The 24,324-nt window shown below is 46.5% G+C and carries 19 protein-coding genes; 8 read left to right on the top strand and 11 right to left on the bottom strand.

What is annotated here, in order from left to right:
* Positions 1-166: 166 nt before the first annotated feature.
* A complete protein-coding gene (locus B4G81_RS11245) occupies positions 167-2,221 on the bottom strand; it encodes a hypothetical protein (RefSeq protein ID WP_294082547.1) in 2,055 nt (684 codons plus the stop codon).
* 166 nt (positions 2,222-2,387) lie between these two features.
* On the opposite strand from B4G81_RS11245, the gene B4G81_RS11250 reads away from it, so the two are divergent.
* The 3 genes from B4G81_RS11250 to B4G81_RS11260 all read left to right on the top strand — a co-directional run bounded on the left by B4G81_RS11250 (position 2,388) and on the right by B4G81_RS11260 (position 6,159).
* On the top strand, positions 2,388-3,665 hold the full coding sequence (locus tag B4G81_RS11250) for a Gfo/Idh/MocA family protein (RefSeq protein ID WP_294082549.1): 1,278 nt from the start codon (positions 2,388-2,390) through the stop codon (positions 3,663-3,665).
* Positions 3,666-3,800: 135 nt separating this feature from the next.
* Positions 3,801-4,682 carry an SMP-30/gluconolactonase/LRE family protein gene (locus B4G81_RS11255; protein ID WP_294082551.1) on the top strand — a complete coding sequence of 294 codons (882 nt, stop codon included), beginning with the start codon at positions 3,801-3,803 and terminating at the stop codon, positions 4,680-4,682.
* Positions 4,683-4,785: 103 nt separating this feature from the next.
* Entirely contained in the window at positions 4,786-6,159 is a 1,374-nt protein-coding gene (locus B4G81_RS11260; RefSeq protein ID WP_294082553.1) for a dipeptidase, read from the top strand.
* Positions 6,160-6,180: 21 nt separating this feature from the next.
* Here the strand turns inward: B4G81_RS11260 and B4G81_RS11265 are convergent, their stop codons facing one another.
* Genes B4G81_RS11265 through B4G81_RS11275 form a run of 3 tightly spaced genes read right to left on the bottom strand, consistent with a single transcriptional unit; the run spans position 6,181 to position 9,376 of the window.
* Positions 6,181-7,338 carry a hypothetical protein gene (locus B4G81_RS11265; protein ID WP_294082555.1) on the bottom strand — a complete coding sequence of 386 codons (1,158 nt, stop codon included), beginning with the start codon at positions 7,336-7,338 and terminating at the stop codon, positions 6,181-6,183.
* 26 nt (positions 7,339-7,364) lie between these two features.
* Positions 7,365-8,444, bottom strand: coding sequence for a butyrate kinase (buk, locus tag B4G81_RS11270; RefSeq protein WP_294082557.1), 1,080 nt, complete (start codon positions 8,442-8,444; stop codon positions 7,365-7,367).
* A 14-nt stretch (positions 8,445-8,458) separates the two neighbouring features.
* Positions 8,459-9,376, bottom strand: coding sequence for a bifunctional enoyl-CoA hydratase/phosphate acetyltransferase (locus B4G81_RS11275; protein WP_294082559.1), 918 nt, complete (start codon positions 9,374-9,376; stop codon positions 8,459-8,461).
* A gap of 306 nt (positions 9,377-9,682) precedes the next feature.
* Between B4G81_RS11275 and B4G81_RS11280 the strand changes: the two genes are divergently transcribed.
* The 3 genes from B4G81_RS11280 (at position 9,683) to B4G81_RS11290 (ending at position 14,835) form a co-directional block, all read left to right on the top strand.
* Positions 9,683-10,186, top strand: a complete 504-nt coding sequence (locus B4G81_RS11280; protein ID WP_294082561.1) for a VOC family protein — start codon at positions 9,683-9,685, stop codon at positions 10,184-10,186.
* A 205-nt stretch (positions 10,187-10,391) separates the two neighbouring features.
* Entirely contained in the window at positions 10,392-10,817 is a 426-nt protein-coding gene (locus B4G81_RS11285; RefSeq protein ID WP_294082563.1) for an SRPBCC domain-containing protein, read from the top strand.
* Between the two features lie 241 nt (positions 10,818-11,058).
* A complete protein-coding gene (locus tag B4G81_RS11290; RefSeq protein WP_294082565.1) occupies positions 11,059-14,835 on the top strand; it encodes a glycoside hydrolase family 2 TIM barrel-domain containing protein in 3,777 nt (1,258 codons plus the stop codon).
* Positions 14,836-14,954: 119 nt separating this feature from the next.
* Here B4G81_RS11290 and B4G81_RS11295 read toward each other — a convergent pair whose 3' ends face one another.
* From B4G81_RS11295 to B4G81_RS11310, 4 genes are all read right to left on the bottom strand, one after another.
* Positions 14,955-16,097 carry a carboxymuconolactone decarboxylase family protein gene (locus B4G81_RS11295; RefSeq protein WP_294082567.1) on the bottom strand — a complete coding sequence of 381 codons (1,143 nt, stop codon included), beginning with the start codon at positions 16,095-16,097 and terminating at the stop codon, positions 14,955-14,957.
* A 65-nt stretch (positions 16,098-16,162) separates the two neighbouring features.
* Positions 16,163-17,452 carry an aldo/keto reductase gene (locus B4G81_RS11300; protein WP_294082569.1) on the bottom strand — a complete coding sequence of 430 codons (1,290 nt, stop codon included), beginning with the start codon at positions 17,450-17,452 and terminating at the stop codon, positions 16,163-16,165.
* A 28-nt stretch (positions 17,453-17,480) separates the two neighbouring features.
* A complete protein-coding gene (locus B4G81_RS11305) occupies positions 17,481-18,539 on the bottom strand; it encodes an alpha/beta hydrolase (RefSeq protein ID WP_294082571.1) in 1,059 nt (352 codons plus the stop codon).
* 11 nt (positions 18,540-18,550) lie between these two features.
* Positions 18,551-19,657, bottom strand: a complete 1,107-nt coding sequence (locus tag B4G81_RS11310) for an alpha/beta hydrolase (protein WP_294082575.1) — start codon at positions 19,655-19,657, stop codon at positions 18,551-18,553.
* A 289-nt stretch (positions 19,658-19,946) separates the two neighbouring features.
* Between B4G81_RS11310 and B4G81_RS11315 the strand changes: the two genes are divergently transcribed.
* Positions 19,947-20,858, top strand: coding sequence for a helix-turn-helix domain-containing protein (locus tag B4G81_RS11315; protein WP_294082577.1), 912 nt, complete (start codon positions 19,947-19,949; stop codon positions 20,856-20,858).
* Between the two features lie 30 nt (positions 20,859-20,888).
* On the opposite strand, the gene B4G81_RS11320 is transcribed toward B4G81_RS11315, so the two are convergent.
* The gene (locus B4G81_RS11320) at positions 20,889-21,065 is read right to left on the bottom strand and encodes a hypothetical protein (RefSeq protein ID WP_294082579.1); all 177 of its coding nucleotides are present in this window, start codon (positions 21,063-21,065) and stop codon (positions 20,889-20,891) included.
* Between the two features lie 132 nt (positions 21,066-21,197).
* The gene (locus B4G81_RS11325) at positions 21,198-21,731 is read right to left on the bottom strand and encodes a PGN_0703 family putative restriction endonuclease (RefSeq protein WP_294082581.1); all 534 of its coding nucleotides are present in this window, start codon (positions 21,729-21,731) and stop codon (positions 21,198-21,200) included.
* A gap of 110 nt (positions 21,732-21,841) precedes the next feature.
* On the opposite strand from B4G81_RS11325, the gene B4G81_RS11330 reads away from it, so the two are divergent.
* Positions 21,842-22,963, top strand: a complete 1,122-nt coding sequence (locus B4G81_RS11330) for a Fic family protein (protein ID WP_294082583.1) — start codon at positions 21,842-21,844, stop codon at positions 22,961-22,963.
* A gap of 361 nt (positions 22,964-23,324) precedes the next feature.
* Here the strand turns inward: B4G81_RS11330 and B4G81_RS11335 are convergent.
* Positions 23,325-24,324, bottom strand: a 1,000-nt coding sequence (locus B4G81_RS11335) for an MIT C-terminal domain-containing protein (protein ID WP_294082585.1), incomplete at its 5' end; no start/stop codon positions are given.

The following is a 24,324-nucleotide window of genomic DNA, read 5'->3' on the forward strand; positions in this document are numbered from 1 at the left end:
ACCACTCCGGCATCTTTCCTGTTCGGGCTACAAAATTACACTATTTCTCCAAAATGTAAAGCAAAATATCTGTAAAGTTCACAACGCATTATGAATAAACATATTTCCAACATGTCCAGCACACATCAGCGGTTTGGACAGGCATTATATAACGTTTTATCCTCTATTATCTCTGCAGCGCCTCAAGAGCTTCATTGGTTGCGGCAAGCAACGGGTCGATGGAGATGGGAGAGCCGACCGCCTTCCTCATCCATAGCTGGGGGATGATGCTCCCCTGCAGGTACATCCGGTTCATCTCCTCCGCCAGGTTCTTGCCCCGCACCTGCTGTTCGATCTGGAAGTTGATCAGGTGACCCATCGGGTAGTTGGGCAGGTAGAGCGGGTAATCGATCATATGCGAGTAGATGCCCAGCAGCGTTTCATCGCTGCCTCCCAGCATCCCGGCATAATAACTGTTCCACACCTCTTTGGCAATGGTGATCACCGCCTCCTTCAGTTGCGCCGCCGTGGCATCGGGATGGGCATAGAGCCACTCCCACACCTGGATATCGACCAGCGAGACACCCATGATCTCGTAAGAGGACCAGAAGACATCGAGCGCTTCATACCAGGCATCCTCCACATTGGGATTCTTCAACCCCAGCAGCTCCAGGTCGCGCTTCTGAAAAAGGAAAGCCACCGCCTCGGTGAACGAGGTGTTGGGCACGCCATTGAGCGAGTAGAAATCCACATCGTTCAGGGTGATGGTCTGCTCCACATTATGTCCGAACTCATGCACGGCGATGTTGTACCCCTTGTAATCCATCCCCCCCTCACCGATGCGGGTGCGGAGATGTGCCTCATCGTTGCGCATGGCCGCGCCCCAGGCATGGCCTGCGCCGCGTGATGCATCGACCGTAACCAGCGAGCAGATGGCTGCGGCCTTGTCAGCAGGCCACCCCAGCTTCACCAGGATACGGGGAAGATCATTTTTCAATGCTTCCGCATTAGGATATTTCCTGGCAGTAAGGGCTGTCAGCTCCGCTTCGGGGATGCCCTCACCCACCTTAAAGCCATTGTACCAGATATCGAACGGTTCCAGCTCACGTCCTAACCTCGAGGCGATGAACAATGCCACCTCCTTCACCTGTGGGGAGGAGATCAGCCTCTTGAACAGTTCTTCCACATCTTTTTGGGTGATCTCCATGGTGCCGGCGAACGCCCGGTCAAGCTCCGTGGGATAATGGGGTGAATAAGCATCGAGCTGACGCCGAGCATGGAAGTTACGTAGGAACACCTCGTACCTCCTGGTATCTTCCGGAGTACCTGCCACCTTATTCTCTCCCTCGAAAATATCATTCGATTCCGGGTTCCATTGACATCTGTCACTGTTGATTACCTCCAGGGGAATGCTCTGGTCGATGATGCGCTGCATCACCCGGTAGATCATCCGCTGCTTCTCCAGTCCCCGCTCCCTGTCGGCGTAGTTCGACTTCAGCTCATCGCGCAGCCCCCAGTGGGTGATCAGCTTCATACTGTCGGGAAAGAGCTGCTCACCAGCATCATTCCGCAGCCTGTCCATACAGACGTTGTAATCGGAGATATAGGCATCGGCTTCGGTGGTCGTCACCGAGATATGCTGCTGCACCGCTGCCGGTACACGCGAGATAAAACGGTCGCCCATGCGGGCATAGGCCCACTCTTTCCGGCTCCACACATCACCTGCGGCTGTTTTCTCCTCCAGGGAGTAGAACGGGAAGTTGAGTGCCGTGAGGAAGGCAATCTTATTTGCATAGAGATCGTCGGTCAGATGCGCCGAGGCATCGTAGCTGCCAAAGAGCATATCCACCGGGGTGATATCGGGTCCCTCCAGCTGCAGTGGCTCCTTCAGCTTCAGATCCATCTTGTTGAAATAGCCGCCCAGCACCTCGAAGTTGCGCTCCAGTGCGGCAAAGAGTGAAGAGAGCTGCGTCGTGTCGGCCACAAAAGAGGTCCGGCAAAAATCGGCGAACGCATCCTCCGTGCCGTCCGTCTCTCGCCAGAGTGCCGCCACCTGCTGCACACCCCGTTCGATGCGGAAGGAGGAAACCTCACCCAGTGAATCTTTGAGCTGAGCGATCACCTCAGTGATACGGTCTTCGGGGATTAAGGATGCTGTCTGCATATCTGAGTTCTCTTTCTGGTTGATACTGCATGCCGATAACAGGGCAAGGAACAGTGCAATGAATAGTGCTTTTCTCATTATTGCTGTTTTTATGGGTTACAGCCGTTGAGAATGATTCTTTCGGACCGTTTATCCATGTAAAATTGATTCATAAGCAAAAATACAAGTTTTTTTGATACTAAACATTTTATCTGTCTGCTATGTTGATATAAAATAAAATAGTCAGTCATAAATTCCCCTCATCATGAATCGAAGAACATTTATCAAGAGTTCCTCCCTTGCCACAGCTGCTGTTGCCTCCGGATTCCATACGCCTCTTTTTGCCCAAAACAATAAACTAAGAATTGGATTGATTGGCAGCGGCTGGTACGGTATGGTGATCGCGAAAGCAGCGCTGGAGGTCGGCGGTGTCGAAGTGATCGCCGTAGCCGATGTGGATAGTACACACCTGACAAACAGCCTGAACGAACTGGCATCATTGCAGGGCAGCCGCCCGCGGGGGTTCAGTGATTATAGGGAGCTGCTGGAGATCAGTGGCCTCGAAGCAGTGCTCATCGGTTCAGTGACACACTGGCATGCGCTGCAGTTCATCGCCTCCTGCCGGAAAGGGTTGCCGGTCTATTGCGAGAAGCCGCTGGCCTACGATATCGAAGAGGGAAAGGCGATGGTGGAGGCGGCCCGTGAGGCAGGCAACATCGTGCAGATAGGCTTTCAGCGGCGCCAGAACAAGGCGTTCATCAGGGCCAAGGAGCTGATCGTTGAGGGAAAGATCGGAAAGGTGCATCAGATAGAAGCACAGATACACTACAACCCTACCATTGCCGATACCACCCTGCAGGACCCACCGGCATCGCTCGACTGGGATGCCTGGTGCGGACCGGCACCGCTGCTGCCATACAGTCCCTCCAAAGGACATATGTCGTGGCGCTTCGAGAAAGCCTATGGCAACGGCCACCTGGTGGACTGGGGCATCCATAATATCGATATCACGCGCACCATCATGGGTTACGATATGCCCACGACCATTGAAGCCCAGGGAGGCATTTATACCCTGCAGGGGAAGACCAACACCCCCGACACACTCACAGCGACCATGCTCTTTGACAAGGTGCCACTGATATGGCACCACCGCCTCTGGGGCACGGGTGAGATCGATCCGCAGTACAACAATGGCATCTTCTTCCACGGTGATAAAGGCACCCTCTACGCTGCCGACAACCGGCTGGTATTGAAGACTACCGGTCGTGATAGCCAACCCGAAATCATGGAGATCCCCTCTCCCCGCATGCAGGAGGAGCATGTGGCTGAGTTCATCCACGCGGTGAGAACCGGCAACAGGGAGCTGATCAGCTGCACCATCGACGATGCCTTCCGTTCCACTGCCACGGTGCAGCTGTCAATGATCGCCTACGAGACCGGCAATAGGGTGCAGTGGGATGGAGAGCGACAGACCATCAACGGCAATGAGACGGCAGCCGCACTACTGGCCAGACCCTACCGCGAAGGGTACCAGCGGCCGTAGATAACTGGTTGTACATAACAAGATTACAACTCCCTGACTATCAACGTGCAGAAAATCAACACCCGGGAAGTCAACGTATAGACAACCAACGTACACAGAAAAAATAAACAGTTGAATAAAATATAAAAACCGAGAATGAAATTACCCATTACCATCGCATGCATCCTTCTCGCAGGAGCACTAGCCGCCCAGGAAAGCGACATTGTTGCCGAGGGTGCCGTTCCACAAAAAGCGGGAACAGGATATCGTTTTACCGAAGGTCCCGCTGTTGCCAAAGATGGCAACGTCTACTTCACCGATCAGCCCAACGACCGTATCCACTACTGGGATGAGCAGGAGGGCATCACCCTCTGGCTGGAGGGCACTGAAAGGTCTAACGGCCTATACTTCAACAACGACGACAAACTGGTTGCCTGTGCCGATGCGCAGAACCGGATCATCCTCTTTGAGAACCGCGATAAGCGGAAGGTGCTCATTGAGGCTTTTGAAGGAAAGCACCTCAATGGCCCCAACGATCTATGGATAGCACCCAACGGGAATATCTATTTCACCGATGCCTACTACCACCGTCCCTACTGGCCGGAAGGCCAGCACGAGGGGCAGGAGGTGCGGGGAGTTTATCTCCTCACGCCAGAAGGAGAGGTTAAACGCGTGATAGACGATTATAAGCAACCCAACGGCATCATCGGCACCCCGGATGGCAAAACACTTTACGTGGCCGATATCGAAGACCGGAAAATATGGCGGTATGAGATCCTGAACGATGGCTCACTGACCGGCAAAACATTCTTTGCGCCGCACGGCTCGGACGGGATGACCATCGACAACCGGGGGAACATCTACCTGACCATGGGTAAGGTGTGGGTCTACTCACCCGAAGGGGAGTTGATCCGCGAGATCGATTTTCCGGAAAGCCCCTCCAACATCTGTTTCGCCGGCAAAAACCGTGATACTCTTTTTGTTACTGCCCGCACATCGGTCTACACCCTGAAGATGAATGCCAGCGGTGTTCAATGAATGCCAATCGTCCCATAATGCCAAATGAAAAGGTAAAGAGAAACAGTTTTCTTATATTTGTGATAACCAAACAAAACCAAATATCATCATAAGCTTAACCCATATGAAAGAAATCGACAAGTATGTAAAAACCCACGAAAAGCGTTTCCTTGATGAACTTTTCGAACTGATCCGTATCCCCTCCGTATCATCACTGCCTGAGCACAAGCCTGATATGTATCGTGCCGCTGAAAAGTGGAAAGAACTTCTACTTGCAGCCGGTGCCGATAAGGCAGAGGTGATGGAGACAGACGGCAACCCGGTGACCTACGGTGAGAAAACCATCGACCCGAAAGCACCTACTGTACTGGTCTATGCCCACATGGATGTGATGCCGGTGGATCCGATTGACCGCTGGAAAACAAAGCCCTTTGAACCGGTAGTAAAAGACGGTAAAATATGGGCACGTGGTGCGGATGACGATAAAGGTCAGTCGTTCATGCATGCCAAGGCATTCGAATACCTCGTGCAATCGGGTACGTTGCCATGCAATGTGAAGTTCCTGATTGAAGGGGAAGAGGAGGTGGGATCACCCAACCTGCCCAAGTTTTGCAAGAAGCATAAGAAGATGTTGCAGGCCGATGTGATCCTGGTTTCAGATACATCTATGATTGCCCGTGACGTACCATCCATCACCACCGGACTGCGCGGCCTCGCCTACTGGCAGGTGGAGGTGACCGGTCCCAGTGTGGATCTACACTCGGGACTCTTTGGCGGTGCCGTGGCCAACCCCATCAATGTGTTGGCAAAGATGATTGCCCAGACAACCGACGACGATGGGCGCATTCTGATTCCCGGTTTTTACGATGATGTCATTGACGTATCGAAAAAAGAGCGTGCCATGATGGGCAAAGCTCCCTTCTCACTGAAGGAGTACAAAAAAGCACTCGAAGTGAAGGAGGTTGCGGGAGAGAAAGGATACAGCACCAATGAGCGCACCGGCATCCGCCCCACATTCGATGTATGTGGTATATGGGGTGGCTACACCGGTGAAGGAGCCAAGACGGTGCTTCCCTCCAAAGCCTATGCAAAAATCAGCACCCGCCTGGTACCCAACCAGGATCATGACAAGATTGCCAAACTCTTTGTGAAATACTTTGAGTCGATCGCACCCAAAGCGGTAAAGGTGAAGACCGAATACCTGCATGGCGGTCCATCGTATGTCTGTCCGATTGATCTCCCGGCCTATAAGGCCGCCGAAAAAGCATATCGGGACGTCTATGGCAAGGAGCCGGTGCCGGTCCGCTCCGGTGGCAGCATCCCCATCATTGCCACCTTTGAGGAGATCCTCGGTATCAAATCGGTCCTTATGGGCTTCGGGCTGGGCTCCGACGCGATCCACTCACCCAACGAGAACTTCCCGTTGGAACAGTTCTATAATGGCATTAGAACCATCCCATTGTTCTATCGCTACTTTGCGGAAGCGATGAGGAAATGAGTTGAAAACCTGACACTCAAATTAGACCTCCAGATAGGCCATATAACGAGTATCCGCAGTAACGGGAGTCAACGACAGGAAGCCGGAAAGAATTTTTCCGTCGGCTACTGAGAGCGGTGACTCTCGTTGCATTTTCTGTTGGAACAACACAGCATCGTGGCTCTTTTTAAAATAATCCACCACGAATCGGCCCTGCCCATCAGTCGCCATAAACTGATCATGGATAGAACGAGCCACCATCCCCATGTTCATTCTCATATTGATCTCCACACAAGGCTGGACCCGATAGCCCTCATCTGTGCGGCAGATCATCATATCCACACCTGCGTACCCGGTGTAAGACGGAAAAGAAACTGTCAGCTTTACCGCCAGCCTCTTACGCAACTGGTGAAGCAGTACAGATGAAATAAAATCAGAAAGTATTTCTTCAATACGATGATCAGCCAGCAGTTGATTGCCGGTGTAGGCACCAGAGGCAGCGGAACTGAAGAGCGAGTAGCCGGCAAAATGGGCCTTTCCATCCTGCAAAAAGAACTCCATCGCGAAGTCCTGTACTTTGTTTAAGATCGGCTCTGCTACTATGCCGCCCTGCTCCCGCAACACCCTTCGGCACCAGTCAGTCTGTTTATCCGTTATCTCTCCCAATATCCATATCAATCCTTTGCCACTTCCCGAGAGCGGCATCTTCAATACCTTATTCCCGGGTGTCGTCGCCAAATAAGCCTGAAGGTTCTCTATTCGCGTAAAATATATCGATTCACCGCAGAAGTATGATTCATCTTCTTGCAACTCCCGCAGTATCCGTACTGCATGCTCCCGGCTTGCATAGCACCTCAACTGTTCAAGCTCAGCCATAGAAGGTAGCAGGTGCTCCTCTGCACCCAGAACAAGCATCATCTTCCTCAACCTCGGATCCCAGCCCCAGGGGATGACCGGTTCACCTGTCCGCAATGCAATCTCACTATAGGAAATCAATTCAGCTGTCAGTGGGAGCATCACTTTCAGGTCATGCAAGAACAACTGCTGGGCCTCCCCGTCGGCAATCACCGCATCGCCTTTGCCGTACCACAGAGGCAGCAGCGCCAGATCATCAGCCATCTGCATGGCAGAAGCCGGCGGTGTGTAGTTGGCCCCAAAGTTTGCAAGGGCGAGATCGTGCCAGGGATTAAAAAAATGCATGATGGCTTTACCTGTCCGAAAAGATTTTATTGATACTCTTTGATCTCGATCTCACCGTTGATGGCCAGCAGCGCATTATCGGCCAGGGCACCCATTTCGTCCTGCCCCGGATAGACATATACAGGTGCAATGCGATAGACCCGCTCGATGATCAGATTACAGAACCATTTGCTATTGGCAATTCCTCCAGTGATCAGTATACCATCGACCGAACCTTTCAGCACGGTGGACATGGCGCCAATCTCTTTGGCCACCTGATAAGCCATTCCTTCCATCACTTTCAGGTATTTTTCGTCACCGTTTCTCGCTTCCTTTTGCGCTATGTAAGCATCGTTGGTGCCCAGGTAGGCCATCATTCCTCCTTTGCCTACAATCATTTCAGACATTTTCTCGTAGCTGTAAATGCCGCTGTAGGCCACTTTCAGTAGTTGACCCACGGGCAGTGATCCCGAACGTTCCGGTGAAAAGGGTCCATCGCCATCAAGACCCTGATTAACGTCGATCACTTTTCCATGCTGATGGGCCCCCACGGTGATACCCCCTCCCAGATGGACCACGATCAGATCAAGATCCTCATACTTTTTCATGATCGATTTTGCATGTGAACGTGCAATTGCTTTCTGATTCAAAGCATGAAAAATCGATCTTCTTTCAAAAAGCGGATGGCCCGACAAACGTGCCAACGGTTGTAGCTCATCTACCACTACCGGGTCGGCAATGAATGCGTCTGCCGATGGGAGCAGCTGTGCAATATCATACGCAATAAGCGCTCCCAGGTTGCTCGCATGCTCGCCCCGTTTGCATGCCAGCAGATCGTTTCGCATTGCTTCATTCACCCGGTACACACCCGATGCAATCGGCTTCACCAGACCTCCTCTGCCAATCACCGCGTCGATGGAATCAACAGGCACATCGGCACCCTGAAGCTCCTGATAGATGATCTCCTTCCGGTATGCATACTGATCGGTGATCTTATCAAACTTACGCAATACTTCGGGAGTATGCTTGATGGTTTTCAGAAAGATCACCTTCTCTTGTTGATAAATTGCGATCTTGGTGGATGTAGATCCGGGGTTGATGACCAGAATGCGTGTATTTGTTGCCATATATTGTTAATTGATTAGTTATTTGATGATGATTTCAGACAGGCGGCCAGGGCGATGGCGTACAACTTGCTTCGTTCATCATCCGAACGAGAAGTCAGTACTACCGGCACGGAAGCACCCATCACTACGGCGGCAGACACAGCTCCGCCCAAAAAGTTAAGCGCTTTGTAAAACATATTTCCCGCTTCAATATCGGGTGCCAGAATGATGTCGCAGTCGCCTGCCACTTCACTCTCTATTCCCTTGTTCCTGGCTGCCTCCCTGCTTACGGCAATATCTATCGCGAAGGGACCGTCCACGATACATCCTTTGATGGAACCCTCCTGATTCATCTCTTTCAAACGGGCTGCATGCAGCGTTGCCTCCATTTTGGGGTTTACCTTCTCTACCGCGGCAACCACGGCGACCTTTGGATGTTTGACACCTATGAGGTGACAGGCTTTGACGGCGTTCTGTATAATTTGCACCTTCTCCTCCAGACCGGGTGCAATATTCATGGCCACGTCCGTCACGCAGAAAAGTTTGTGATAATAGGGCGACACAAAGAAAGCCACGTGACTTAACATCTGCTCCGTACGCAACCCTGCTTCCCTGTCGAGGATGGCCCTTAGCAAATCGCTTGTAGAAACATGGCCTTTCATGAGGATGTCCGCACTCCTCTCTTTCACAATTGCCACGGCCATACGTGCTGCGGATGCCGCTCCTTCACGGTTGTCCAGCAATTCCATCCCTTCCGTAGTGATACCCGCTTTACACGCGGTTGCAGCTATCCTGTCGCTATCACCTATCAGCAGGGGGGTTATAAACCCTTGCATCATGGCATTATGCAATGACACCAGCACATCCTCGTCTTCCGCGGCGGCCACCACCACGGTGCATCTTCTTCCTTCTTTGGCGCGTTGCACCAGTACCGATAAATCGCGGATCGACATAATAGCAATATTGAAACATATTTCTTACAAAAGAACAATTTTTTTTGAATATATGGCCATAATTCGAGAGTAATTTTAGCATAAAGTAAATTATCAGAATATTGTGGCACCAATTTTTTGTCTGTTTCCAACAAAATGGCAATACCAATCCGACTCCAATCAATTAAAAAAATAAATAACGGGTAAACGAATAAAAAACAGGATTGAATGATTAAATTTGACATTTTTAAGCAAGATGTTGAACAAATAAATCGGGGCTGAGTTATGATGTGAGAGAATCAATCCATTACTCCTAAAATATATCCTATGAATAATTATGCTATTCCGTCGCAGGTTCGCATCGGACATATTCACCTCAAGGTGTCCGACCTGGAACGTGCACTTTCATTTTATCACGATCTGCTGGGATTCGAGGTCACCATGATGTACGGCAAGCAGGCTGCGTTCCTCTCTGCGGGCGGCTATCATCATCATATCGGACTGAACACATGGCACAGCGAAGGATTGCCCAACGCTCCTGTCGATAGTGTGGGACTCTATCACACTGCCATAGCCTACCCCACCCGAAGGGATCTTGCGTTGATCCTGAAGCGACTGCTCGAGTCAGGGTACCCGGTAACGGGCGCAAGTGATCATGGCGTATCCGAAGCAATTTACATGAACGACCCCGATGGGAATGGTGTAGAGCTTTACTGGGACAGGCCCAAAGCTCTGTGGCCGTTGGAAGCTGACGGTACGCTCAATATGTTCACGAAGGCGCTGGATGTGCAGGATCTGTTGCGTGAGGCGGACAAAGCTCCGGAAGATTGATGTTACTTAGATGACTCGGTTCTATATTTCAAACGGAAAAAGGCTTGGCTCCTCTTTGGTGATCCCACTCCAAATTCTAATGACAAACTTCTACGTTAAACAGAACTAATAACCGGTATAATTTGTTGATAAATCATCACAAGATAGTCAACACTTTTATTAAAGTAGCGGAAGTCACAAAAGTTCAACTATAAAAATAACGAGTATGACAACAGATTTTAAGACTCAATACAAGACGACAATAAATGCTCCACTTGAAAAAGTTTGGGAGGCATTGACAAATCCTGCAATCGTAGAACAATACTTTTTCGGGACAGAATTAGTAACTGATTGGGAAGTAGGGAAACCAATTGTTTTTCAAGGCGAATGGGATGATAAGAAATACATAGATAAAGGCGAAGTTCTTGAATACGAACACAACAAAAAACTTTCTTATTCCTTTTTGAGTAGCTGGAGTGGTAAGGAAGATTTGCCAGAAAATTATTTATGGGTTTCTTACGAAGTAAAATCAGATGGAGAAAACACTGAATTAACAATTTCCCAAAGTAATTATAACGAAGAACTGGCAGAACATTCCGACGAAAATTGGGCTGCGTTGGTTGATGCAATGAGAAAAATTATCGAAAAATAAAACAGATTTGTCAGCATCGTTTGAACCCTCTGTATTCACGTTATTCGAATCAACGATACATTCGTATAAGCGAATGTATAAAAAAAACTATTTATAGCGTTATTCCAAATTTCAATGATGACTTTGCACATTTTCAACATCAGATACCTGGGATAAATTTGTAATGAATCGCATCGAAATGATTCATAAAATCAAGTTTAAGCATCCATATAGTCTTCTATCAAGAAAAACAGTAATCGTAATGAAAAAAATAATTGGTTTATATATAACTCTGTTTATCTCTCTAACATGTTTTATAATCTCAGCACAGCAATCGAAATTTGCGAATGTCTATTCTTTCATCGAAAATACAGCAGTATTTGAAGCCAACCAGACTGAAGGTCACACGGTTTGTATTCCTTATAAGGCGGTTGAGGAAGCATTAAATCCTCAGCAATCGAAGTCAGAAAATGTGCTTTCGTTGAATGGAAAGTGGAAATTCCATTTTGCCAATACGCCGGAAGGTACACCCAATAATTTTTTTACAACAAACTTTAATGATCAGAAATGGCCTGAAATTACAGTTCCCTCCAACTGGGAAATGCAGAGTTTTGGCGATCCCTTGTTCCGAAATGTAGCACATCCTTTTCGCGCCAATCCTCCTTATGTTCCCCGCGAATACAACCCTACTGGTTCGTATCGCAAAACATTTACCTTACCCCCAAATTGGAAAAGCAAACGCATTTTTTTGCGCATGGAGAAAACCGCTTCGGCATCGTTCGTCTGGATCAACGGACAGGAAGTGGGCTACAATGAAGGGGCGCAGGAGCCTGCCGAATATGATGTTACCAGATTTCTGAAACCAGGAAAAAACAGCATTGCCGTCAACGTCATGAAGTATTCGGATGGTGTGTATCTCGAAAGTCAGGACTATTGGCGCCTGGCTGGTATTTTCGACGATGTTTGGCTATACGCCAAATCGGATGTACATATCTTCGACTGGTATGCCACTACCGACCTGGACGAAAACTATGAGAACGCAAATCTGAATTTACAGATTACGGTAAATAACCAATCGAAAACCGATATACAGAACTACAAGGTTCGAGCTTCCCTGTTTAATTCAGACAATGTGTTGGTTCAGAATTTTACTTCTGATGCCGTTCATATTACTGCTGATAATAAGCAAAATATAAGTATTTCATCAGAAGTATTAAATCCTGAAAAGTGGACTGCTGAAACACCCAATCTCTATCGGTTGACGCTGGAATTAATCAACAGCGAAGGAAAAACCGAAGAAGTAATTGCCGGTCGTATTGGTTTTAAAGAGACCGAAATCCGCCATCAGGTTTTTTTTCTGAACGGAAAAGCGATCAAACTGAACGGTATCAATACGCACATGCAACACCCCGATTTAGGGCATACCATGGATGAAGCGACCATCCGGAAAGATTTTGAACTGTTCAAACAGTTCAATATAAATAGTGTACGCATATCACACTATCCACCTGTAAGGCGCTATTTGGAACTGGCCGACGAATATGGATTCTATATGATTGACGAAGCAGGGGTTGAAGCACATGCCACAGAATATCTTAGTGATAATCCGGACTGGGAACCCATGTATCGCGAGCGGGTTCGCAAAATGGTGTTACGCGACCGCAATCATCCATCCATTTTGTTTTGGAGCGCCGGCAACGAAAGTGGCGAAGGAAATAATATCTGTGCCGTGATTGATGAAGGACGGAAATATGACAGTACGCGATACTGGATGTATGGAGGGAATGCTTTTTCGCATCGCTGCGAAGAGATTATCGGTCCACGTTACCCATCACCTTTTGACCTCAAGAATCAGGTGGGGATGGTTCCTGAAAGTGTTGATCCGCGACCCTCTTTTATGGATGAATACCTTTCAGTGGCCGGAAATGCCGGGGGCGGACTGGACGAATACTGGGATGTGATTTACCAGTATCCACGCATCATGGGCGGAGCTATCTGGGATTTCGTGAGTCCGGGCTTACGCGAGCCGGTTCGTAAATTGACAGACTCTTCACCAAACAAGGTAGCAACGCACCTCATGGGACGCGCCAAGCTGGTTGCCGGACACGATGGAAAAGGAATTGATCTGAATGGTCACGACCAATGGGTGGAAGTGTACCAGGATAAAAACACAGAAATTTCCGGCAAAGAATTAACGGCTTCGCTTTGGATATTTCCACGCGATTTAATGAAAATGGGTGGAACACTGCTCACTAAAGGAAACAATCAATTTGGGTTGCAGCAAATTGGTGCCGATTCTCTCGATTTCTATATCTACACTTCGAGAAAGAACCATGTCCGTGCTGCTTTACCCGAAGATTGGACACAAAACTGGCATCATGTGGCCGGTATTTATGACGGAAAATCGATAACCCTATTTATCGATAACAAAAAGGTGGCTGAAAAACCGGTCACCGGGAACATTACCAATTTCCCTTTTCCGCTTAATGTGGGTAAGAATGCCGAGACACACGGTCAGCATATGTCCCTTTATTTGTGTGATGCCATAATCGACCAGGTTAGCATTTTCCCCAAAGCGGTTGAAATCAATGATTTATTCGCAGCATTACCGGAATTGAAGCAACGTGCAGCTTTGTGGCTCGATTTTGAACAGGAGCAAAACGAAGGCTCGTTTTTTAGCTATGGCATTGACGCACGTACCTATGGAACTATTTGGCCCGACCGGGTTCCACAACCTGAAATGTGGCAAATAAAAAAGTCGGCTCAACCCATTTCTGTAAAGTGGAGCAATGCCGAAAAAATGGAAATTGAAGTGCAGAACCGGCACTTTTTTACCCATACGAGTGCCTTTGAAGCACGCTGGAATCTGGAAGAAAACGGAGTATCAATAGCTTCCGGAAAATTGGAGGTGGATGTGGAGCCGGAAGCAAAGAAAATCTACGTGCTTTCCATACCAAAGCCTGAGCTAAAAGCCGGTGCAACCTATCTGGCAACAGTTAGTTTTCATTTGAAAGAAGCTACACAATGGGCGCCGAAGGGTTTTGAAAAGTGTTGGGATCAATTGGAATTGCCATGGATTGTTCCTGCCGATAAAAAATTGGGACAGCATCCGACCAACCCTTTAAAGGTGACAGATAATGAGCAACAATTGATTGTATCGGGAGTAAATTTCGATTATACCTTTCATAAAGCCGATGGTCAATTGCACTCCATGAAATACATGGGTACAGAATTGCTGAAACAGGGAGCGCAACTCAATGTTTGGCGTGCCCCTGTGGCAAACGAACTGGACGACTGGACAGTACCTGCGGTTAATTTATTTCCCAGAGCCGAGGGCTACGGGAGGATGGTTGCTACTGCATGGTATTCCATCGGTCTGGATAAGATGAAGTCAACACTTGAATCATTCAGCTTTGAAATGAAGGCTGAAAATATAATTGTCACTGTTCGTGAAATTGCTCTTTTTGGAAATGCAGGCAATGCAGGCTTCGAAAATGAGATGATTTATACGATTTCGCCCGATGGCGAAATTAGTTTACAACACACGATTAATCCGAATGGGAAAATGCCCATGTCGTTGCCGCGCATCGGTACGAAATGGGTTTTCGATGACCAAATGCAACATGTAGAATGGTTTGGCCGCGGGCCAGAGGAGAATTATCCCGACCGCAAAACCGGCTACCGGATAGGGCTTTATCAATCGACCGTTGATGCCATGTTTGAACCCTATTTAATACCTCAGGATTGTGGCTTGCGCACCGACAACCGCTATGTGCGACTGTCAAATGACGGAGGAATCGGAATTGAACTTTCGGCAACTCAACCCTTCAATTTCAATTGCTATCATTACAGCACCGAAAATCTGTCAAAAGCCAAACAGACCTATCAATTGATCAAATCGGATGGTGTGACATTCAATTTCGACTACCAAACGACAGGGGTAGGATGCACGGCAACGGGGGTGATAAATAAATATCAAACCATCCCTCAATCCATACAGTTCACAAGTTCGATAAAACCATTTAAAATCAATATGTAAGCCTGAAATTTTTCAAAATGTCATGTTCGACAATAGAATGAGATTTCCATATGGTTAATTGACTGTTTGACAATTAACATTGAAGCAAGGACGATCAATGATATATATGAAATATTGTTCTATTTCTGATCGTATTCATCATCAGTAACGGGACCTGACCATACAGCCCCGCCCAAATCGGTATTCAGGCTCACGGCAATGTGAGAGAACTCACTATCAGGTGTTGCACCATGCCAATGTACAATATCAGCAGGTATTTCGACATAATCGCCTTTCTGCAAGAATCGGGCTGGCAGACCTTTGGCTTTATAAACTCCTTTTCCTTCTGTGACAAACAGGAGCTGGCCACCCGGGTGTGAGTGCCAGTGTGTTCTTGCTCCCGGAGCGAAGGTGACATTTCCTACACTGGCATGCAGTCCACTTTCTGTAGTTCCCAGCATGTTGAGCCATACCGTCCCGGTAAAGTTGGGACTGTTTGTCAAGCTTCCTTTTGACGACCATGATTCGTTTCGAGGATTATCCTCATCTTTGTCTTCTTTCACGCGATCGCACACCAAATCATTTAAAACAGATTGAGCCTCCCGTGCTTCTTTTTTACCCACTTTCTCTTTTAGGATTCCGATAAATTCAGTTAACTGGGCGGGCGTGAATCCAAGATGCAAACATATATTCAAATGTGAACGCAACATAGGCTCAGCCCTGCCAATGCTACTGAGTACGGAAATGGTTACCAATTCACGCTCTGCAAATGTCAGTACATCGCGTTCGAAAAGATCGGCGAACAAATGTTCTTTCAGGAATATTTCAATTACCGGGGCAAAAGCAGCATAACCACTCCGTGTATCAGATTGTGGGACTCCGGTCAAGTCTTCCAGTATTTCCTTGCCACGGTCATACTTGCTCCTCTCGTCAATGATGATTGAAGCATCTTTACCCACTTCATCTGTTATTCCCTTTGCTTCGCGCTCTTTGATCACCTCCATGAGTGTTTGTAAACCCCTGATGCTGCGGGGAAATCCACTATATGCATAGAGATGAACCATCGCTTCTTTTACCTCATTCACCGTTAATCCGGCATCCAGTCCTTCGTACAGTGAAGTTTTTAACTGATTCAAATCTCCGATTGCCGTGTATGCTGCAATCGGAATCAGGCTTTTTTGCTTCAGGCTCAACACATCCTTTTCGCCTGCTGAATCTTGGGCATTCAAATTTCCAAACATACAAAAAACGATCATCAAAACGGTGAATGTACGAATCTTCATCTCTTTCATTTTCTTGCTATTCAATGCTAATTATCATGAAATTATTGAACATAATTTCCATCATTTTATCTGTTAGCCCAACTGTCAAGCTGTTCCAGCGTCACATTGAAGAAGCGTTTGTCCTTGTTCAGCGAACGCATTGTCGTCATCTCTTCATCGCTTAGCGTAAAGTCGAAAATAGAGATGTTTTCCTTGATATGAACAGGATTGGTTGCGCCAGGAATGACGGAGAAACCCTCCTGTATATGCCATCGGAGTATAACCTGGGCAATACTTTTATCATGCGCATCGGCAATTTTTTTGATCACCGGATCTGACAAAAGACCCTCATCACCATGTCCCAGAGGGTACCAACACTCAATGATGATGTCATAAGGTTTTACCCATTCACGGATGTCGTTTCGCTGCGCATAGGGGTGACATTCGATCTGCAACGCCACAGGTTTGATCTTCATGTGATCGACAATGGCATGGAAGCGTTCTTTGCTGGCGTCAAAATTACTGATTCCCAACGCACGCACCTTCCCTGATGCAACGGCCTTTTCCATCTCCTTCCAGGCATCGATGTAATCGCCAATAGGCTGATGGATATAAAGCAAGTCGATATAATCGGTCTGAAAGCGTTCCAGAATTTTATCAATCGATTCCAATGTTATACCATCCTTATAGTCGGAAACCCATAACTTGCTGGCAATAAAAAATTCCTCACGCGGAATACCGCTTTCCTTCATGGCTTCGCCCACAGCACCCTCTACACGATAGGCGGTGGCGCAATCCACATGTCGAAAGCCATTTCTGAATGCCTCCAGACAAGCCTCCTTGGCCGCTTCGTATGAGATAGCAAAAGTGCCTATACCCAGCCGTGGCATCTCCATTCCGTTGTTCAGTTTCAGGGTTGGCACAGAGGCTTTTGGTGCTCCCGGGGTCATCAATCTTGTAAACGCTAGCGAACCTAACTTCCAGACATTGCCTTCTTTAATATATACTTCGGTTACTTCAAAGGGATTGGTCACTTCGTTCCCTCCAACCACTGCGAGCAGAGTAATCCTGTTTAAAAGAATTGCCGTATTGTCAATGATATTGACAGATACCTCGTGGATATCGGCATTCTTGTACCAGATTCCACCACTTTGAATGATGTTCAACTCCTGTTCGGTTCCCCATGAACCACCCATATGGACAAAAACGGCTTTTTCATGGAAGAGTTTAGACAATTCATCCACATTTTTGCCGGCCATCCATTCCCATTTCGCTTTTGAAAGGTTGATAATTTCATGCTCTGCTTCACCGTTTTGGGCAACGGCAAAATGTACACTGACAACAGTTAATAAAAGTCCGATTAATGTTGATCTCATAATGTGTGATTGAATTAATTTATCGTGTTTACAAATATCGATCAAAGAATTCTCCGAGCTTACTGGCCGCCTTCTCCACATACTCAGGAACATAATAAGTCTGTATATGGGTTGCACCTTCAATCAGGAACAGTTCTTTATTGTCTGTTCCTGTAGCCAGTTTGAATGCACTTTCGGTCATGTAATAGGTGTCGGCCTTGCTGCCAGCCATCATCAACAGGGGCTGGTTGATCAGCGCCATGCGGTCGTTTGCATCGAAAGCCATCAGGTCGATCAGGCTAGCGGTGGTATACCGGAAGGTAGAATTGGGGTGTGCATGGGTGCGGTGGTAATAATAATGACCTTCGCGATAGAGGTCAAAAGGCATTTGATCAGCCATCTCATCGGTTGTTGCGGAATCAGCCATGTAGCGCACTTCTCCACCGGCAGCTTCCTGGGCACGAGCATCAGAAGCCTGTTTCAACCGTTCCTGAATCGTCTCCAGTTGCGAATCCCTGAATCCGTTACGTCTGACCATTCCGGAATTGAACATGCTCAGTGTTGCCACCGCTTTAAAGCGCTTGTCGGTCTGCGCTGCCGCCAGAGAATAGCCGCCGCCGCCGCAAAGACCGAGCAGTCCCAGTCGTTGGGCATCTGCACCGGCGTATTGTGTGATATAATCAGCCATGCCCCGGATGTCTTCAATCCGAAATGCGGGCTTGTCCGTATTGCGGGGTTCTCCTCCACTGGCACCCTGATACGAAGCGTCGGCCGCAATGGTGATGTAACCCGATTCCGCCAGACGCTGTGCATATAACCCGGCTACCTGTTCCTTGACTCCCCCGTTGGGGTGGGCCACCACGATCACCGGATAACTTTTCGCCGGGTTGAAATTGGCAGGGGTGTATACATTGGCTGAAATTTCGATGCCTTGCAACAGATAGTGGACCGGATGAATATTTACTTTTCCCGGCAAATTTTCTGTAATTGCATCCTGATAAACGAGACCAAAAGGATTGTCTATCTTTTGTTGTCCCATAAGAAACACGCTGGTTGTTATAAACATAGCAATTATACTATTTATTTTACTCGTTCTTTTTAATTTCATCTCTTTCATTTTTATTTGTCTAATTCTTTGCTTTTTAACCACTCCGACATCAGGTCGGCAACTTCCACATTGTTCAAGTCTGAAAACGGGAAATGGGTATTGCCTTTGATGCCTATTTCAGGCAGATGAACGACCGTTACATCTCCGCCATACTTGTTGACCGTAACCCGCCACAGTCGGGCCATCTCAAGGCGCACCCTCCATCCGTCCTGTCCCGGATTTGGGTTAGGCTCTTCGGGAATATTGTCACCGTAATAAATCACAATGGGGATTTTGGTCAATTGCTTGAAATCCTCCATCGGAATGCCAAATGCTTCGAGCAACCCGCCCGCACTGGGGAGAGGTTCAGGTACTTCACCCTCAGGGAACACGAATCCGGAACCCGGTTCATAGCAAACAATCCCTTTCACGTTTCGATTCTTGATTGTGGTGAGCCAGCCCATCCCTCCTGAATGGGAATGTGTCACCAGAACAGCCTCACCAATCTTGTCAAGAAGTGCGGAAATCGCATCCACGTTGACGTTGATATCAATTGTCCCGATATTTGGGGTCATGCTACGGAAATATTGTTCGAGTGCTGCGGAGTCGCTTGAGAACTGCACCCCTTCAAAATAATCGGGCCAGATGCCAATACGAAAAGTGCCAAACCAGCCCTGTTCATCGGCGACGGGATCAATTGTCGCCGGTACGGTGCTACGGCCGGCATTTCCCCTTCGAGGCTGATCGATGACATACACGGGAAAGCGCCTCCTCAAAAAGATATTCTGATACCCTTCCCGCCCGTCGGGTGTCGTCTCCCAGGTTTTGGAGAACTGACCCAACCCGTGCCACATCACCAGCGGATATTCGCGTGCATCTGCCGGGACCTGGTAAAACACATACGCATGATCACCATGAAATGTCTGCCCCTCCGGAGTCTGGTGATAGGGGTCAAAGGTGCCCTGATTCTCAATGACGGTTCCTCCGACTGTGAAACTGCCCTGTTCCTCTATTTGAATCGCTTCGCTGTTTTGTTTCTCATCTTTGTTTGCACAGGATAAACCCAAAAGCAGCAGGAATAATGCAGATACAACAAGTGTTGTTTTTAGTTGATTTACTTTTGTCCAATTCGTCTTCATATATCGCTGTTATTTTGTTACTGAATGCCGGATTATACCAACTTGTTATCGGTAGATCATTTAAGCTGACACTTCAAATCCCTTAATCTCTATTTTCTTGTTTTCATTTTGTATAAAGCATTTTCCATTGAGCAATCGGGGAAAATTGATTTTACAAAGATCTGACATCCTGTCCAACAAATTTGTATACAGATTACGGTTTAACCTACCATTTTTACTGATTAATCCTGTAAGATAGCAATTTAAATGAAGTTATCACTATTTTTGCAGGCAACATATATTGAAAGCTATGGAAGGAATTTACAGATTTGACACAGTTAATGCATACAACCAATTGAATAATCATGAGACACTACATCCATTGGTGAGTGTGATTGATTTTTCAAAAGCCAATCCCAGAACATGGGGGAAAGAAAAGAAAGTGCGGATCAATTATGGTCTGTATTGTATATTCCTGAAAAATGTAAACTGTGGTGACATCAAATATGGACGTAACTATTACGATTACCAGGAAGGAACACTTGTTTTCGTTTCACCAGGACAAGTGATGGAACTGGACAATGATGGTTTAGTTTATCAACCCAAAGGGCATGCGCTGGTATTTCATCCGGATCTGCTTCATGGTACTCAATTGGCAAAAAATATCAGCGACTATAATTTCTTCAGTTACAAATCAAATGAAGCGTTGCACCTGTCAGAACGTGAAAGACACATAGTACTGGATTGTTTCGCAAAAATTGAATATGAATTGCAACAGAGTGTGGATAAGCACAGTAAGAAACTCATCGCTTCCAATATAGAACTGTTTCTAAATTACTGTAACCGTTTTTACGACAGGCAATTTATCACAAGAGAAAATGTCAATCAGGGAATAATTGAGAAATTTGAAGAGAAGCTGAACGACTATTTCTCATCAGATAAGCCACAAAGATTAGGATTACCTTCCGTGGCCTACTTTGCAGATGCACTCCACTTGTCGGCAAATTACTTTGGAGACCTGATTAAAAAGGAGACAGGTAAATCGGCTAAAGAGTACATTCAATTTGAAATCATCAACCTGGCAAAGAACCATATATTCAACAAGGAGAAAACAATCAGCGAGATTGCTAATGAGCTGGGGTTCAAATACCCCCAGCATTTTACCCGGATGTTCAAGAATGAAACAGGATTGACACCGAATGATTTCAGGAATCAGAACTGATATTCAACGGCAAAAATCGGGATATCTGTCCTATTGCTTATTTGCCGGTAAATATCCGCCTTGTGTACAGCAGGAATAAGATTTACCCAGGATCATTCCCTCCACCAGAATCTGGGCCGAGATCTCGGGATCCAGTGCGAGTTCCGGTTGTTCATTTTTCCGCGGAAGAGGATCTGTTGAATCCTGAAAGAATAGTTGCCGGTTCATGATGTTGAGGGATTGAGTTTTTGGGTTTAATGTTGTTCCTCAACCCGTTTGAAAGGACCACGAGGTGGTAACCACACAGTTTCGTGAGAAAGAGAGCATGTAGATCGATGGATGGAAGGAATAAATGAAACCTTAGCGATCAGCAAAGGGTGGCTTAGATCCATCTACCTTTGTGTATTCAATGTAAGCATCAAAAGAAGTACCGTCGTTTAGATACTTTTTTCTCGGCTTTGGTGCATATTCAATCTTTACAGCATCAATAGATTCGAGATTTGCTTGTAAAATTTCCTCGAAAACTTTCCTGCAAAAATTTTTGTCTTTATCCAACGGGATGAAAATATTAAAAGGAATATGTTCACTTCTCAACATATTAGAATAAAGAGCTTTATTATACTTTCGATATGCCCTAACAGCATCAAATACCCCAAATCCATCATAGAAGTTTTTCCCTTTCTCGCCATCACATTTTGTGAGATAATTACCATAGGAGTCATAAGGTAATTCAAGATAATTCAATCTGAAATCAGATTGATGTTGTCGAGCACGTTTCAGAAAATCAGTAGGATCAGTTCTATCATCCTTTGGATATTGTTTTCCAACTCTAATAATTTGGGGAGACCTATAGGGAATTATAAAAAAGGCAGAAATTGTTAGCTTTAAAAGCATTTAATTCTAACATTCCATGATTTTTTAGAATAACAATGGTTTTAACTCTAAGATAATTGCATTTTTTAGAATTAGATATATCTTTGTTCCAAATATAATGGAATAACAGTATGAAAAAGTTTCAATCTGGCACATTCATCAGCCAGGGAGGGTACAAGAGCTTTCAGCCAACCCTGTTGAACCGTCACTGGGTCATCGACGACATGGAAGTGATCAGTCTACTGAGCAAGGCAGACAGATTCCTAGGACGTTTGGACATGTACTCCGAGTATGTGGACATAGACCTGTTCACCCAGATGCACATTGCCAAGGAGGCTACACAATCCTCAAAAATTGAGGGAACACAGACAAAAGTTGAAGAAGCCTTTCTGTCAAAATCTGAGATCAGCGTCGAGAAGAGAGATGACTGGGAGGAGGTACAGAACTATATCACGGCCATGAAAGAAGCCGTTGAAATGCTTCATGCACTGCCATTCTCCACAAGGTTGATCAAGCAAGCCCACAAAGTACTGCTTCGGGGTGTCAGGGGCGATCAAAAACAGCCGGGCGAGTTCCGCAAAAGTCAGAATTGGATCGGGGGAGCAACACTACATGATGCCGTCTTCATCCCACCGGTTCACTATGAGGTAGATGCGTTAATGTCGGATCTGGAGAAGTTTGCGAACAATGAGGAGGATCATCTGCCTGACCTGATCAAAATAGCTTTGATCCATTATCAGTTCGAGACCATACACCCCTTCCTGGATGGTAACGGCAGGACAGGCCGACTTCTGATCACCCTATATCTTGTCTCGAAGGATGTGCTGAAGCGACCAATCCTCTACTTGTCGGATTTTTTTGAACGCCATCGGAGCCTATATTACGACAATCTGATGCGGGTCAGGAGTCATGGAGACATCAACCAGTGGCTGAAATATTTCCTTACGGGAGTGATCGAGACCTCCAAGAAAGGAGTACAAACGTTGGATTCGATTATTCAAATGAAAGAAACCATCGAAAATCAAATGGTTACACTGGGAAAACGAAGTACAGATGCACGGCTTGTGGTCGCTCACATGTACAAGAAACCAATCGTTTCGGCGAAAGAGTTGGTTAAAATGACCGGCAAGTCGTCACAAACAGTATATAACCTACTTGCTGACTTGGAACGATTACAGATCATCAAAGAGATCACTGGAGCTCAGCGGTACAAACTCTATATGTTTGAGTCGTACATAAATTGTTTTAAGTAGTATCTCATGCGGGGATAAGGTCTTCTTTCAAATTAGATAGAATGTAAAGCAGGAATAAATGAAACGAAAGAAGATAAAAGTAGCTCAATACCTTACCAAGATGTCCGATGAGTAATGGTTTCCCGACAAATTGCATAGGGCGCTGGAAATTACCAAAATGAACCAAATTTAGAAAGAAAGATGCCGGCAGAAGCCGGATACAGGACTTCAAAATTGGCCCGGTAGTAATTGGTTATGAGGTATAAAATCTTGTAGTCCGAGGGGCCGTCTCATAATAAACAAAGAGATGGCCTCTTGACATGAGTCTGGCGACAGAAGTTTACAATACAGCCTAAAAGCAGATTATAGATGATGAAAATGATTATCTGTTGTTTCTGACATAGGTAATTGAAAAAGCTTTGCACTTGCGGTGTTCCTGCAAGAACTCCTCAATGGAGTAGCCTTTGCGAGGCTCGAAAATATCCAAACCCCTACCCAGCAAGATATCCCAGCCAGTATCGGTGGAGATCTTACGGTCGTGTATATTTTTGAATTCGTAGTTGAAGTCAATACCAATCTCCGCAACCGATTCCTTTATTTCATCAAAAGCATCTATTGAATCCGGAATATACTCATCTGTGTTCCAAGTCACAAGATTCACTTTCACATCGGCGTCAATATCTTTCAGCTGCGCGATCAAACTCAAAAATTCAATCAAATTCTTGATTTGATATGGTAATCGGATGTATGCATCTTCGATGGATATTTGCGTAGCGCCTTTGACATAATCCCCAAATAACAACTGGTATGAGATCCCGGATTGATTTTCGCGAACCGTAATATTTTTAACCTGAGGTGAGGGTTGGATTCTTGGCCGCTTTGTATTTCCCTCCTGTACAGTTTCCGTATTTTTATCTTCAATATCAATATCGGCGTCATCTTCAGCTTCAGGATTAACAGGTTGAAATAATCCCGGGCTGGCGAGCCGTTCAAGCGTTTCAACGGACACGACCTCCCCATCGGGAATGACAGTATAACTGAAAAGAGCAGGTTCGGCCCGGAAGGTCTCGTCAATGATATACAGTTGATCTTTTACCCGTTTTCGCCTTTCCACTGCAAAATCAATTAACTCCAATGCTTCTTCCTTTTTGAAATTCTTATCGGGATAAATGAGTTTCATCATACCTGAAAATGTTTTACGAATCGCGTTGAGATCACGTTCTGAAAGAGAGTTGTCAAATTTCACATATTGATTCATCAACGTAGAAAAATCCTGTTTCCGCAGCTCGTGTAATAATTCCGCCAAATAGTCTGAAATAAAACCAAACCCGTCGCTAAACCATGATTTCTTGAGTACACGAACCTCCCACCCCGGGCTGTAA

The sequence above is a fragment of the Proteiniphilum sp. UBA5384 genome (assembly GCF_002410825.1).
Taxonomy (GTDB): Bacteria; Bacteroidota; Bacteroidia; order Bacteroidales; family Dysgonomonadaceae; genus Proteiniphilum.